Raw genomic sequence first — 14,254 nt, forward strand, 5'->3', positions numbered from 1 at the left:
AAATTTATGAAATACTAAAAAAATCAAGCTTTACAATTGTGTATATCTTCATTGCATGCTATTCTTTTTTATTGAACAGCTTTATAGTAGGAATGGATTATTTACTAGAAATAGTTGACGAATTCTACATAATCCATTATTTTAATGAAGCAACCAAAAACAAGATAAATTAAGGAGTCGATTCACATGGCACAAAAAACATTTACAGTTACAGCTGAAACAGGAATTCACGCTCGTCCGGCAACTCTACTAGTTCAAACGGCAAGCAAATTCGACAGCGATGTACATCTAGAATACAAAGAAAAGAAAGTAAACTTGAAATCAATCATGGGTGTTATGTCTTTAGGTGTTGGTAAAGGTGCAGATATCACAATCATTACTGAAGGTAGCGACGAAGAAGAAGCGTTAAGCAGCTTACAAGAAACATTGAACAAAGAAGGTTTAGCTGAGTAATGTCCAGTCTTTTAAAAGGAATTGCAGCATCAAATGGTATTGCCATAGCGAAAGCGTATCGCTTAGTTGAACCCGACCTAAGCTTTGAAAAGAAAAACGTAGACAATGCTGAACGGGAAGTATCACGCTTTCAGGAAGCCATTGCGACGTCAAAGTCAGAGCTTGAAGCGATCCGTGATAAAGCAAGAATTGATTTAGGTGAGGATAAAGCTCAAATCTTTGAAGCGCATCTTCTTGTCCTAAGCGATCCAGAACTACTGACACCAATCGAAGACAAAGTGAAATCTGAAAATGTAAACGCTGAATTCGCCCTTAAAGAAACAGCGGATATGTTTGTATCGATGTTTGAATCCATGGACAATGAATACATGAAAGAACGTGCCGCGGATATCCGTGACGTGACGAAACGTGTCCTTTCACACCTATTGGGCGTACAGATTGCGAACCCAAGCATGGTGACAGAAGAAGTGATTGTGATCGCAGAGGATCTAACACCTTCTGATACGGCACAATTAAACCGTGAATTTGTTAAAGGATTTACAACGGATATCGGTGGAAGAACATCTCACTCGGCCATTATGGCACGTTCAATGGAGATTCCAGCTGTAGTGGGAACGAAATCTATTACCTCCTCTGTTGAAAATGGTGACATGATCATCGTTGACGGATTAAATGGAGAAGTACATATTAATCCGACTCCTGAAGTCATCGAAGAGTATAAGAAAGAGCATGCCCGATATGAAGAACAAAAAGCTGAATGGGCGAAGCTTGTCAATGAACCAACGGTATCCAAGGATGGAGAGCATGTAGAACTTGCTGCCAACATTGGGACACCTAAGGATCTTGAAGGGGTAAAGAATCACGGTGGAGAAGGTGTAGGTCTGTATCGTACAGAATTCCTATACATGGGTCGTGACGAATTACCGTCTGAAGACGAGCAATACGAAGCTTATAAGTCAGTATTAGAAGGTATGGAAGGGAAACCTGTAGTGGTTCGTACCCTTGACATCGGTGGAGATAAAGAGCTTCCTTACTTAAATCTGCCAAAAGAAATGAATCCATTCCTAGGGTATCGTGCAATCCGACTCTGTCTGGACGAACAGGATATCTTCCGTACTCAGCTTAGAGCGTTATTAAAGGCCAGCCCATTCGGAAATCTGAAAATCATGTTCCCGATGATCTCAAATCTTCAAGAGTTCAGAGAAGCGAAAGCCATCCTTGAAGAAGAGAAACAAGCTCTTCTTGAGAATGGTACGAACGTAGCTGATCATATTGAAGTGGGAATCATGGTAGAAATTCCATCAACTGCTGTAATGGCGGATGTTTTTGCCAAGGAAGTGGACTTCTTCTCTATCGGAACCAATGATCTGATTCAGTACACAATGGCTGCCGACCGCATGAATGAGCGGGTTTCCTACTTATATCAACCGTATAACCCTGCCATTTTACGTCTAGTCAAAATGGTGATCGATGCGGCTCATAAAGAAGGCAAATGGGCAGGTATGTGTGGTGAAATGGCCGGAGATGAGATTGCAGTGCCAATCCTTCTGGGATTAGGTTTGGATGAATTCTCTATGAGTGCGACATCGATCTTACGTGCACGTTCTCAAATCCGTCAGTTGAATCGTGCTGAAATGAAAGAACTGGCAGAGCAAGCACTACAATTAGACACCAATGATGCTGTCATTTCTGCTGTGAAAAAAGCGACATCAATGGAATAAATTTAGGTTTAGATGGTGGAAATGAGGGTATTATATTTGTGTAGAATAAGGCACACCCTTTGGGCCTTTTCATTCTCATTTCCCCCTTTCTTGTGGATTGAAGGAACGTATTGTTCTTTCAATCCCTTTTTTATTTTTCAGGGAGTACATTTTTTGCAAAATGCGTTAGAACTTTGAACTTTTAAAAGGATTTTTCCATTCCATTAAAACCCCATAGTCACAAGATTCTTCATCCTTCAGGTACCCTTTAACCGCTTTTAATGGAGTGCGTCCTGTTTGCAGAAGAAACGTAATGACGGGATCCTTGAATTCTCCACTCGTTAATTTCTGTATATAATCATCAATCGGAAAATCTTTGGCCACTTTATGATAGGTAGGGATCCGACCGCCGCCAAGTAAGCGATCCAATTTTAAATGAACCACAATCTCAAACATGGCATTCATCAAGACTTTTCCAAGTTTAAATCCCCTATAATCAGGGTCGATACATAGATCTACCACATATAATGTATTTCCATTTTCATTGTGAGTCCGGATATATCCATCATCGGTTATGTCTTCCCACGTATGATGAGGTTCTAACGGATCAAAGTCGACGATTAAGCTTGTCATACTCCCCACTAACTTCCCGTCAACTTCCACACACATGGACCCAAGAGGGAAATGAAACAAATGATGAGCGAGTTGGTCTTTATTCCACCACAATTCTGATGGGAAGGGAGGTGGGAATGCTCTTTTTTGAACGGATATCAAGTCGTCGAAATCATCCTTGGAATAATTTCTGATAACAGCTTTATAAATTTGATCGTTTCTGAAAACATACTGTTCTTTCATGTACATGTCAGAACCTCACTCCTCAGAATTTACTTGTTTATTATACGTTATGAAAGCGCTTTTTTAAAGTGTTTTACTGAAATAACTTTTCTTCTAAAAAAAAAACTGAATTTTTTTCAGAAGGGCGGTTTATCATTCTGGAAAGCGGGTATTCTATAATTAAGCATGAAATTGGAGATTAATTTCTCACTAACACCCCCTTTTCCTTTTTTTTGAACCAACTCATTGACTGGGTTGGTTCTTTTTTTGCTCTTTTTATACCGGCAGCTGGTTCGTATAGGGAAAAAGAAGAAAGCAAATAATAATCTTGTGCTGATCCATTGAAGGATAGGCATGATCAATAAAAGGGGTGTAAAAGCAATGGCGAAACGTACAAAAAAGAATGATCCACAACAGAAGAACAAAAAAGGATTCGATTCCTCTAAGATCAATACGGAATTTGCCCACGAAACCGGAAGTGCGGCAACAAACAAAATACACAAAGACAAAGCCAAAAAAGAAAAAGCATCTAAAAATAACGGTGAATATAAAGGGTAATCATGAAGAGGGACGGACCTTGCCAGGCAAGGTCCGTCCCTCTCGTCAGGTTTGGATGAAGGATTGGATACGGTCAAGCCCTTCTGTCAACTGGTCCATGGAGCAGGCATAGGATAGTCGGAAGTATCCTTCGCCGAACTGGGAAAAAGCATCTCCAGGAACGACAGCCACCTTTTTCTCTTGGGCAAGTGCCAACGAGAAATCAAATGAACTCAGAAGAATCCGGTCAGGTATTTTGACGAAAAAGTAGAAGGCTCCGTCGGGTTTGACGATTCCTTTAAATCCCATCTCAATTAATCGGTTGTATACATAGTCCCTTCGTTTCTTATATTCTTTCTTCATATCTGCCGCATCATCTTTTCCCACTGTAAGAGCTTCATATGCTGCTTTTTGAGAAACGGAAGAAGCACAGGAAACATTGTACTGGTGAACCTTTATTAGATGCTTAGAAATTGATTCTGGAGCGAATACCAGCCCTATCCTCCAACCAGTCATACTATGTGATTTAGATAGACCATTGACGACGATGGTTTGTTCTCTTAAATATTCGGCAATGGAATAATGCGAATCATCAAAGGTAAGCTCGCTATAAATCTCATCAGCCAACACAAATATATTTCTATTTCTAAGCAAGTCGGCAATCTCTTTCAATTCTGCTTTGGATAAGCTTACCCCAGTTGGATTGGATGGATAAGGCAATATGACACACTTTGTAGAATGGGTTAAGCTCCCCTCAATAAGAGCGGCATCCAACTTAAAATCATTTTGTGTGATATCAATATGTATGGGATTAGCACCACAAAGTTTAATGATGGGCTCATAGCCTGGATACACGGGTCCCGGGATAAGGCAGTCATCTCCCTCGCAAAGGATGGTACGAAGAATCACATCGATCCCCTGAGAAGCTCCGTTTGTGACTATGACCTCATTTACAGGGTTATAATGTACATTATATTTTTCTTTTACATATGAAGCCGCAGCTTCACGTAATTCGAGAAATCCTGCATTATGGGTATAGGAAGTGAAGTCATCATCAATGGCAGCCTTACCCGCGTCTTTGACATGTTGTGGGGTAGGGAAATCCGGCTGACCGATTGTCAGGGAAATGATGTCGTCTATGTCTGCCACCATATTAAAAAACTTTCGAATTCCTGATATCTGGATGTCCTTGATCCGAGGGTTAATATACTGTTCCAATACGTACACCTACTTTAATAATTTGATTCATATTTTATCATTAATTCCATCTTTTACGTAGTGATTTTGTTTGAATGGTGAAGAAAAAGGGAAAGGATAAAAAAATAAATAAATAAATGTCAGTTAGGGAGAGCCATATGATTCGCACGAGTATTATTATGGAAAATGGGGAAATTGAACAGAATGTTCCCTTATCCAGAATTAAAGAAAATGGTGTTAAATGGTATTGGGTGGATTTTTCAGAGCCGACCAGCAAGGATGTCCGGTTACTTAAGCTGTATTTTCGATTCCATCCACTTGCGATAGAGGATTGCCTGGACGATTTCAGTCAGCGGGCTAAGCTCGATTTTTATGATCAATACATATTCGTCCTTCAGCATGCCATTAATCAGAAGACACTGGATTCCCATGAAGTTAATATGTTTGTGAACGCAAGTTTTATCGTAACCTTTCATAAACAGCCTGTCAGGGAAATCAATAATGTATGGGAAAAGGTTCGGCAAGAAGGGGATCAGCTCAGTCCTTTTAAGGTCATGCATGGAATTGTTGACCGGTTAGTGGACGATTATTTTCCTCTGGTTTATCGTATTGAAGATCGCCTCAATAAGATAGAAGATAACACGAATGAAGATTCGGATAGTGATCTGATGGATGAATTATTCGATATTCGTCATGATATGTCAAAGTTAAGAAGAACCCTTGTGCCCATGAGGGATTTATTGTATCGTATCAGCAATTCCGGCAGATTGAATGCACTCAAAGAAGAGCAGCTCTATTTAAATGACGTGTACGATCATTTAATTAAGCTTGTCGAGATGCTTGAATCGTATCGTGAATTTTCATCAGATATCCGGGATAATTATTTATCCATTAACTCAGATAAAATGAATAATATCATGATGACCTTAACCGTCATTACGACGATTTTTATGCCTCTTACGTTTATTGCGGGTCTGTATGGGATGAACTTTGTCTATATGCCGGAACTCGATGAGAGAAGCGGATACTTTATCGTTCTCGGGGTTATGGGTATCATAGCGCTGATTATGTTTGGTTTCTTTATGAAAATAGGCTGGCTCAGATTCAGCACGAAAAAACGTAGAAAACGAAGGAGGCTCCTTCGTTTAAAATAATTAAGGTAAAAAAGCAGTGATTCCAAAGGGGAGTTCTGCTTTTTTATCTGGGTATCATGCAAATGATCAGCGGCGGTCACGATGGTGATTAAATTTCCGATGAAATTCCCGTAAACGGTAGATTTTTTTGAAAAAAAACGTTATATTGGTTGAGGACAAAAAAAGAAGAATTGGGACTAAAGAAGAGTCCCGAGAGGTTCTAGCACAACCCTCTATAAAAAACTAAGGAAAACGGCATCCTTAGGTGTCGTTATTTTTTGTTAATGGCAATTTTAAAGCCAACGTTATAGGGTATTACAGAATCTCTTTCTTCTTTTCATGGCAAAAGAGCCTGTAGAAAAGAAAGGAGACCTTTTATGAACACAGAGAAAGCGTTAGTCGTTTTTAGCGGAGGTCAAGATAGTACAACGTGTTTGTTTTGGGCAAAACAACAATTTAAAGAAGTAGAAGCGGTAACATTTAACTATGGTCAGAGGCATGTTACAGAGCTGGACTGTGCAAAAGAGATTGCAGAAGATCTGAAAGTCCCTCACCATGTATTAGATATGAGTTTATTAAATCAATTGGCACCAAGTGCTTTAACACGGGCAGATGAAGAGATCACTCATCAGGATGGTGAATTACCGTCTACATTCGTTCCAGGAAGAAATCTATTATTCCTGTCATTTGCAGGCATACTAGCGAAGCAAATCGGAGCACGGCATATTGTAACAGGTGTATGTGAAACGGATTTCAGCGGCTATCCCGATTGCCGGGATATTTTTGTCAAATCCTTGAATGTTTCCCTCAATTTATCCATGGATGATCAGTTTGTGATCCATACTCCACTCATGTGGATCAATAAAGCACAAACGTGGGAAATGGCAGATGATTTAGGTGCTTTCCGTTATGTACAGGAAAATACACTCACTTGCTATAATGGAATAAAAGGCAGCGGGTGCGGTGAGTGTCCTGCATGTCAGCTTAGACAAAAAGGGCTGGAAGAATATAAAAGTGCAAGTAAAGGGGGAGAGTGAAGATGATACAACAAATCTACCCGACTCCTGACCACACGTATGAATTTGAATTAAATAAAGATATGCATTTTGCGGCAGCCCATTATATACCACATGCAGATGCAGGAAGCTGTCAGGATATCCATGGTCATACGTACTTTGCCAATATTACTATTGGAGGGGATCAGCTTGATGATTCCGGGTTTCTTATTAATTTCCAACACATCAAAAATCTGATTCATAAGCGATTTGATCATAAGGTCATGAACGAAGATGAATTGTTTTCTGCAGAGAACGGCAATATGTTCCCCACCACTGAAGTTGTAGCGAAAGTGATGTGGGAAATCATTCAGGGTCATTTAGATACACTGCCTCACCAGCCTAAGTGCCTTCAAGTATTTTTAAGAGAAACACCGACAAGTTACGTCATATACAGACCAAAGGGGAGACAATCATGAAGAAAATCCCCGTTTTAGAAGTATTTGGTCCAACCATTCAGGGTGAAGGTATGGTAATTGGTCAAAAGACGATGTTTATCCGAACTGCCGGATGTGATTATAGTTGTGCATGGTGTGACTCTGCATTTACGTGGGATGGTTCAGCCAAAGAGGATATTCAGCTTATGACAGCTGAAGAAGTGTGGAACAGACTAAAAGAAGTAGGGGGAAATAAGTTCTCCCATGTAACGATTTCAGGCGGGAATCCTGCTCTATTGGCTCATTTGAAGGAGCTTATCGAGATTTTAAAGGAGAATGATATTGCTTCGGCCTTAGAAACACAAGGAAGCCGCTGGCAGGATTGGTTCTATGATATAGATGATCTGACTCTTTCTCCAAAGCCACCAAGTTCGAAAATGGGGACTGACTTTGAGAAACTGGATCATATCGTTCATCGATTAAATGAAAATCGCTCACAATTCAGCTTAAAAGTAGTTGTCTTTGACGAACAGGATTTAGTATATGCCACAGAAATTCATAAACGCTATCCTGATGTTCCATTCTACATCCAGACAGGTAATCCTTCTGTTTCTGAAGGAGATACACCTAAACTGGTATCAAACTTGTTATTGGATTATGAAACGCTCATTGAAAAGGTCTGTGATAGGGAAGAATTAAATCAGGTGCGGGTACTCCCGCAATTGCATACCTTGGTATGGGGGAACAAGCGTGGAGTGTAAGAGAAAAGCGATTGAAGGGAAGCCTTTCAATCGCTTTTTCCTTTTTACTTTCGAGGATTTTCATTCTGCTCCTGATTTATTTTCCTTTGACCTTCTATGAAAGAAAGTTCAAAGGGTTCGTCCTTTCCATCCACGTTCTTCCCAAAGGCAATAATGGGAAGATTGTTTTGTGCGGGAAGAATGTGGTCACTTATTTCATCAAAATCAGGCAGGGGCTGGTTATCTGAAAACCTACGATCGGTCATATAAACACCTCCTCTCCTTAGTATGTATAGGGATTCATTTTCTATTACCTTTTAGGTCACGGTATAGAAAGTGAGGGTTGAAAAAGATTCCCGAACGGACTGCCGACTTTTTCATGATTACCTGTAAAGATGTTTCTTAAATGTACGATATAAGAAGAGTAAGGCAAATACTCATGTTTGTATGGAAGGACGAAATACAATTGAATCAAACAAACGGTATTCTTCTTGAAAGTGGAACCAATGAACTAGAGATAGTTGAATTCGAAGTTCAACACAATAAATTTGGTATAAATGTGATTAAAGTGAAGGAAATTATTCAACCCACTCCAGTCATTCCCATTCCTCATTCCCACCATCATGTGAAAGGGCTCATTCAATTGAGGGGAGAGGTTCTTCCAGTTATTGATATGGCAAGGGTTCTTGGTGTGGAAGAGGAGGAAACACCCAAATCAAAGTATATTGTTGCTGAGTTTAATCAACAAAAGGTCATTTTTCACGTACATAACGTAACTCAAATTCATCGGATTTCCTGGAATCAGATTGATAAGCCTTCAGAAATGTATTCAGGGGTTCATTCCGGAATAATAGGGGTCATCAAGCGAAACGAATCAATGATATTGTTATTGGATTTTGAGAGTATTATGCTGGAAATCAATCCTGACACAGGGATCCGGGTGGAACAAGTGAAGAGGTTGGGACCAAGGGAGAGAAAGAATAAGAAGATTGTTGCTGCGGAGGATTCTCCTCTACTCCGTAAGCTTTTGAATGATACGTTGAGTGAAGCAGGATATGACGAAGTGGAGTTCTTCGAAAATGGAGCCGATGCATTCAACTATCTGGAGTCACTAGTTGGGGGAACTCAAGATATTGAAGAGACTGTTCAGCTTGTGTTAACAGATATTGAAATGCCGCAAATGGACGGGCATCATTTGACCAAAAGAATCAAGAGTCATTCTAAGCTCAGTAAACTGCCTGTAATCATTTTTTCTTCACTAATTACAAAAGATTTAAAACATAAAGGTGAAATGGTCGGAGCAGAAGATCAAATCAGTAAACCGGATATTGCTGAACTCATTATGAAAATCGATCAACATATATTGTAGAAGCTAGGGCAAATAAAGACATACAAAAGGGTCCCAGCATTTCATTTGGCCGGAACCCTTTAGAAGAAATATGCGTTAATGTACTAAAATCGTTGAGCATTAAAAGAAGCTATCGCCCAACTTTTTGAAGACGGGTTTTTGATAATTGTTCTTTCCGGGCTTTCGAGGCTTTTCATTCTGTTCGGACATCCCTGTATATTGCTCTAAAATTCCTTTTGCCTGCTGAAGTCCCATCTTACATCTAGGATTTCTTAACGATTGATCAAGCGACCCCAGGTGAGGCAGGTCCTTGAAATCTTCCTTTGATGGTGGGATATGAAAGGTATAATCTCCGCAATCAATCAATACGTCAGATTGTTGTTGGCTGTTCTTTGGGTTGTTGGAGAAGTGAAGTCCAACTTTCTTCGCTTTACCTTCCCGGATCATTTTCATTAAAGCTCGTTTTTTTAATGAATATAAGTATTTTGGGTTACCTGCTGTTTTCGCATGACGATTCACAGTGAAAATAGCTTGAGAGAGGGTAATTACGGATGTGGAAGAAGGGGTGGATTTACTAGTATTCCTCAAGTTATTGTCTCCTTTCCATTGTATTAACCTCCATTATACCTCCTTTTTCTGGTATTGGAAAGGTACGGTGGGGAGTTTCTTTTTGAAAGATGAGTATATTTGGGACGGCGTTCTTTCTATTGGATGAAATATAAATTAACTTAAGCGGGAAAAGGAGTACCCGGTCCTAAAGGTGAAACTTGTAGAGAGTAAATATCAAAAGGCTCAACCTAAAGAATGTACTCCATACATTTTCAGGTGAGCCTTTTTATTATCTTTGGGGGTATATATTAATATTCTCTGTAAAGTTGTACGGTGATGATTGAAAATTATTCCCTCCGTATGGTTGTGGGTAAGCAGGATAAGGATACCCTCCGTATGGCGGGTAAGGTGGATAACAAGCAGGACCGTAGCAAGGTCTGTTGAAAAGGAACGGGCTAATGGCCAATCCGGCTAAACCACCTGCTAAAAACGGTAATCCAAAGAAGGGGAAGAAGCGTTGATCTCCTCCTCTATACTGTGGATAACTCTGATATGGGTAATATGCATGTCGATACATTAAACGAAAAACCTCCTCTCTCTATTCACTTTAGTGTATGGTTCAAAATCGACCAACGCGCCTGTCTCACATATAATAGGCAGATGAATCAAGTGATCGAATGGGTCTGAAGTAATGGAATATAAAGAAAATAGTGTATATTCTTACAGGAATGTAGGAAATTCTTAGTTTAACTAGTAAAATATAATCAGGATACTTAATACGGAAAATGACAGAAGCCTAAGAGGATGACGAATCCATGAAATCGACTAACAATAACAATACCATTGGACAAGGTCAAGAGGTGCTTGACACTGTTTTGAAAGAACTAATTTTAGATCATATTCATGATATGATTTTCATTATGAAGGTTGAGGAGGGACCTGCTTTCAGGTACCTATACATAAATGAATCAGCTAGAAGGTACACGTCCATTCAACATGAGGATATGGGACGCTTATTGGAGGAAGTAGTTTCATTTGAGACGGCTACTGACATACAGAAGAAATACATTGAACTTGTGCAATCAGGAGAGAGCATTATCTATCAGGATACGTTTTTCCTTTCGAATGGAAGTCAAGTTGTAAATGAATCGATTCTTACACCTATCAAGAATCGATATGAAAAAGTAGAGTACGTTGTTTCCATTACAAGAGATATTTCTTCGTCCATTGCAGAGAAGAAGAAATTAGAAAAAGCGAAAGAACGATACAAATCCATTATTGAACATAATCTGGATGCCATATTTATTCTGGACTCCCATGGGTTCATAAAAGAGTCTAACGGAGCAGGATGCACATTAACCGGCTATTTGAAAGAAACCCTTGTAAACATGAGTATCTATGATTTGTTTCATTCTCAAAATGAGTACACCCTAACCGAGTCACTTACTCAAGCTTTGAAGGGAACGCCCTCTTCCATTGTTAATTGTCTTCTTCTAAACGAAGCAGGAGAAAAGAAGATCACTCAGCTAAAAATGATCCCCATCGTAGTAGAAGAAAAGTGTGATGGTTGTTATATTATCGTGAAGGATATAACCAAGCACCATGAACAGAATGAAATGATTCATTATATGGCTCTACATGATCAATTAACTGGTCTTTGGAACAGGAAAGCACTGGATGATCATGTTCCTTTAATCATTCATAATATGGAAGAAAGAGGTATAGAGCTCTCGCTTTTATACTTGGACTTAGATCGGTTTAAATTTGTAAATGACACCCTTGGTTTAAAGGGGGGCGACCGGTTTCTCCAAAAGATCACAGAACGTTTGGTAACTCTTACGAATGAAGAATGTTTATTGTACAGGCAAGGCGGTGATGAATTTATCTATCTGTTGAAGAATAGTAATTTTGAAGATACCAAGACGAAGGCGAAGGAAATCTTAGCGCTGTTCAAAGATCCTTTTACTATTGATGAGCAGGAGTTTTATATCTCTCCTTCGATTGGAATCAGCCGTTATCCTGCAGATGGATATGATTCTAATTCACTCATTCAAAAAGCTGCTCAAGCTCTCTTTGAAGTAAAAGAAAAAGGAAGAGCTCATTATCGCTTCTATCAAACGCATATGAAATCAAGCTTTCCTAATTATATCATTATGGAATCCCACTTACGAAAAGCCATTCAAAAGGGTGAGTTGTACGTCCATTATCAACCACAGGTGAATTTATCGACCGGTGCGATTGATAGCTTCGAAGCGTTAATTCGCTGGAACAACCGCAAATTTGGGTTTGTATCACCGGCACAGTTCATTCCCTTGGCAGAAGAAACAGGTTTGATTGATCAGATTGGCGAATGGGTAATGGAGCAAGTATGTTTACAATTGCAAAAATGGAGGAAAAAAGGTTACAGGACAGTGCGTGTGGCCATCAATATTTCGCCTAAGCAATTTCTGCAGGAGCAATTAGTGGATAGAATTGATTTCTATTTATCAACGTATAATATTCCTGCTTCATGCATAGAAATTGAAATTACGGAGGGAGCCATGCAAGACACTCAACAAACATTGAAAATGCTGAAAAAGCTTAAAAATCTGGGTGTGTACATTTCTGTTGACGATTTTGGAACAGGATATTCTTCACTTCATTATTTGAAACGATTTCCAATCGACATATTAAAGATCGACCAATCCTTTGTGAGAGAAATTGGAATGAATCAGAAGGACTCTGCCATAACGACTACTATCATCCATCTTGCACATAGCCTGGGGCTTGAAGTGATTGCTGAAGGTGTAGAAAGTGAGGGGCAAGTCGAATTTCTTAAAGAGGCGAACTGCCAAAAAGCTCAAGGCTACTTCTTTAGTAAACCGATTTGCCCGAAGGAAATCGAGGAACAGCAATTTGTTCTTATGTAATGTTCCTCCCCTAATTACTTGAAGCAGCCTTGAAGATACATTTTATGTTCATACTTTTTAACGTTCGCCCGGCAAATGCAATGAAATGTTTGACAGAGTAGTTCCTATGACTTATTTTAAAGTGAGGAGAGTAAAAGATTCATAGACTTGAAGCAAAATCGCAGCCGAAGTGAATCAGAGTTCCGAATGCTATATGAAGGAGTGGGATTATGAAAAAGACAAAAAGTATGGAAATCCTATTTCTCCCTACCGATAGAGGAACGGTTAAAGTATATGTATATGGCTTTAAATCTCCTCGATCTTTAGGCCAGGTAGTTGTTTCATATAATAATGTTTCGATTGAAGCAAAAGGATATAAGAGAAATAAAACCATTATCAAGGCGTTGGCGCAATTACACGAAACCATTGTTAACAATCCGGATGGTTGATTTTTCAGACTGATTTTTAAGAAAAGGATATTTTCTTAAAAATCAGTCTTTTTTTATCATTTAAAATGGTTGCAACACAACTCTATATGATAAAATTGTGAGTGAACATTCATTCATTAATAAGGGGGAGTTACATATGGGAGAACAACAAGTTGTGATTGTAACAGGCGGTTCAAATGGTATGGGGAAATATATGGCGAAGCACTTTGTAGAGTCTGGCGCAAGCGTCGTCGTAACAGGGAGAAATGAAGAACGACTTCAATCGGTGAAGGAAGAGTTTTCGTCTCTTAGTGGAAACATTGAAGTATTTCAAATGGATGTAAGGGAACAAGACCACGTAAAGGCGATGGTTGAATTTACGGCAGAGAAATTCGGCAAAATTGATGTACTCATTAACAATGCAGCAGGAAATTTTATATGTCCGGCGGAAAAGCTTACTCCAAATGGTTGGAAATCTGTTATTGATATCGTTTTAAATGGAACGTTTTTTTGCTCACATGCTGTAGGGAACTATTGGATTGAGCACAAACAAAAGGGATCCATCATTAATATGGTTGCCACTTACGCTTGGAACGCGGGTGCAGGTGTGGCTCATTCAGCTGCAGCAAAAGCAGGAGTCTTATCGTTAACGCGCACACTTGCCGTCGAGTGGGGCCATAAATACGGTATTCGTACAAATGCCATTGCACCAGGACCAATTGAAAGAACGGGTGGAGCCGAGAAGCTTTGGATTTCAGAAGAGGCAGCAAAAAGAACAATTGACAGCGTCCCATTAAAACGATTAGGAACACCGGAAGAAATTGCCGGCCTTGCTTATTTTATTGCGTCAGATCAAGCGGCGTATATAAACGGAGAATGCATTACAATGGATGGAGGCCAATGGCTTAATCAATTTCCATTCTAATATAAGCAGGAACAAAGGATTAAAGCTTTCCCCATATGTCAACACGACATGGCAGGGAAAGCTTTTTTGTTTATGTCTTTTCAATTCCAC

At 39.5% G+C, this 14,254-nt stretch carries 16 protein-coding genes and 1 riboswitch; of the genes, 11 read left to right on the plus strand and 5 right to left on the minus strand.

Annotated features, from left to right (window positions below):
• Positions 1 to 186: 186 nt before the first annotated feature.
• On the plus strand, positions 187 to 453 hold the full coding sequence (locus Q1B03_RS08850; protein ID WP_299740485.1) for a phosphocarrier protein HPr: 267 nt from the start codon (positions 187 to 189) through the stop codon (positions 451 to 453).
• A complete protein-coding gene (gene ptsP / locus Q1B03_RS08855) occupies positions 453 to 2,174 on the plus strand; it encodes a phosphoenolpyruvate--protein phosphotransferase (RefSeq protein ID WP_299740487.1) in 1,722 nt (573 codons plus the stop codon). The genes Q1B03_RS08850 and ptsP overlap by 1 nt, the downstream gene beginning before the upstream one ends.
• A 165-nt stretch (positions 2,175 to 2,339) precedes the next feature.
• Here the strand turns inward: ptsP and Q1B03_RS08860 are convergent, their stop codons facing one another.
• The gene (locus Q1B03_RS08860) at positions 2,340 to 3,014 is read right to left on the minus strand and encodes a GNAT family N-acetyltransferase (RefSeq protein ID WP_299740489.1); all 675 of its coding nucleotides are present in this window, start codon (positions 3,012 to 3,014) and stop codon (positions 2,340 to 2,342) included.
• Between the two features lie 354 nt (positions 3,015 to 3,368).
• Between Q1B03_RS08860 and Q1B03_RS08865 the strand changes: the two genes are divergently transcribed.
• Positions 3,369 to 3,545, plus strand: a complete 177-nt coding sequence (locus Q1B03_RS08865) for a hypothetical protein (protein ID WP_299740491.1) — start codon at positions 3,369 to 3,371, stop codon at positions 3,543 to 3,545.
• Positions 3,546 to 3,590: 45 nt separating this feature from the next.
• Here Q1B03_RS08865 and Q1B03_RS08870 read toward each other — a convergent pair whose 3' ends face one another.
• The gene (locus Q1B03_RS08870; RefSeq protein ID WP_299740493.1) at positions 3,591 to 4,742 is read right to left on the minus strand and encodes an aminotransferase A; all 1,152 of its coding nucleotides are present in this window, start codon (positions 4,740 to 4,742) and stop codon (positions 3,591 to 3,593) included.
• A gap of 137 nt (positions 4,743 to 4,879) precedes the next feature.
• Here Q1B03_RS08870 and corA point away from each other — a divergent pair, with 137 nt between their 5' ends.
• The 4 genes from corA (at position 4,880) to queE (ending at position 8,047) form a co-directional block, all read left to right on the plus strand.
• Complete coding sequence (gene corA, locus Q1B03_RS08875) at positions 4,880 to 5,875, plus strand: magnesium/cobalt transporter CorA (protein ID WP_299740495.1); 996 nt, start codon at positions 4,880 to 4,882, stop codon at positions 5,873 to 5,875.
• A 187-nt stretch (positions 5,876 to 6,062) separates the two neighbouring features.
• A riboswitch (PreQ1 riboswitch) is annotated at positions 6,063 to 6,107 on the plus strand.
• Between the two features lie 124 nt (positions 6,108 to 6,231).
• Positions 6,232 to 6,891 (plus strand): 7-cyano-7-deazaguanine synthase QueC, encoded by a 660-nt coding sequence (queC, locus tag Q1B03_RS08880; protein WP_299740497.1) that lies wholly within the window; start codon positions 6,232 to 6,234, stop codon positions 6,889 to 6,891.
• A 2-nt stretch (positions 6,892 to 6,893) separates the two neighbouring features.
• Positions 6,894 to 7,328 carry a 6-carboxytetrahydropterin synthase gene (locus Q1B03_RS08885; protein ID WP_299740499.1) on the plus strand — a complete coding sequence of 145 codons (435 nt, stop codon included), beginning with the start codon at positions 6,894 to 6,896 and terminating at the stop codon, positions 7,326 to 7,328.
• Positions 7,322 to 8,047 carry a 7-carboxy-7-deazaguanine synthase QueE gene (gene queE / locus Q1B03_RS08890; RefSeq protein WP_299741281.1) on the plus strand — a complete coding sequence of 242 codons (726 nt, stop codon included), beginning with the start codon at positions 7,322 to 7,324 and terminating at the stop codon, positions 8,045 to 8,047. Before Q1B03_RS08885 ends, queE begins: the two co-directional genes overlap by 7 nt.
• Positions 8,048 to 8,091: 44 nt before the next feature.
• Here queE and Q1B03_RS08895 read toward each other — a convergent pair whose 3' ends face one another.
• A complete protein-coding gene (locus tag Q1B03_RS08895; protein WP_299740501.1) occupies positions 8,092 to 8,292 on the minus strand; it encodes a hypothetical protein in 201 nt (66 codons plus the stop codon).
• A 173-nt stretch (positions 8,293 to 8,465) separates the two neighbouring features.
• Here Q1B03_RS08895 and Q1B03_RS08900 point away from each other — a divergent pair, with 173 nt between their 5' ends.
• Positions 8,466 to 9,395 carry a chemotaxis protein gene (locus Q1B03_RS08900; RefSeq protein WP_299740503.1) on the plus strand — a complete coding sequence of 310 codons (930 nt, stop codon included), beginning with the start codon at positions 8,466 to 8,468 and terminating at the stop codon, positions 9,393 to 9,395.
• A gap of 99 nt (positions 9,396 to 9,494) precedes the next feature.
• Here Q1B03_RS08900 and Q1B03_RS08905 read toward each other — a convergent pair whose 3' ends face one another.
• Both Q1B03_RS08905 and Q1B03_RS08910 read right to left on the minus strand, forming a co-directional pair.
• Positions 9,495 to 9,962 carry a YkyB family protein gene (locus tag Q1B03_RS08905; protein WP_299740504.1) on the minus strand — a complete coding sequence of 156 codons (468 nt, stop codon included), beginning with the start codon at positions 9,960 to 9,962 and terminating at the stop codon, positions 9,495 to 9,497.
• A 250-nt stretch (positions 9,963 to 10,212) separates the two neighbouring features.
• Positions 10,213 to 10,500, minus strand: coding sequence for a hypothetical protein (locus Q1B03_RS08910; protein WP_299740505.1), 288 nt, complete (start codon positions 10,498 to 10,500; stop codon positions 10,213 to 10,215).
• A gap of 238 nt (positions 10,501 to 10,738) precedes the next feature.
• On the opposite strand from Q1B03_RS08910, the gene Q1B03_RS08915 reads away from it, so the two are divergent.
• The 3 genes from Q1B03_RS08915 (at position 10,739) to fadH (ending at position 14,164) form a co-directional block, all read left to right on the plus strand.
• Entirely contained in the window at positions 10,739 to 12,832 is a 2,094-nt protein-coding gene (locus Q1B03_RS08915; protein ID WP_299740507.1) for an EAL domain-containing protein, read from the plus strand.
• 209 nt (positions 12,833 to 13,041) lie between these two features.
• Positions 13,042 to 13,260 carry a hypothetical protein gene (locus tag Q1B03_RS08920; protein WP_299740509.1) on the plus strand — a complete coding sequence of 73 codons (219 nt, stop codon included), beginning with the start codon at positions 13,042 to 13,044 and terminating at the stop codon, positions 13,258 to 13,260.
• Positions 13,261 to 13,396: 136 nt separating this feature from the next.
• Entirely contained in the window at positions 13,397 to 14,164 is a 768-nt protein-coding gene (gene fadH / locus Q1B03_RS08925) for a 2,4-dienoyl-CoA reductase (protein ID WP_299740510.1), read from the plus strand.
• Positions 14,165 to 14,254: the final 90 nt, after the last annotated feature.

It is taken from the genome of uncultured Rossellomorea sp., from assembly GCF_947488365.1.
Lineage (GTDB): Bacteria > Bacillota > Bacilli > Bacillales > Bacillaceae_B > Rossellomorea.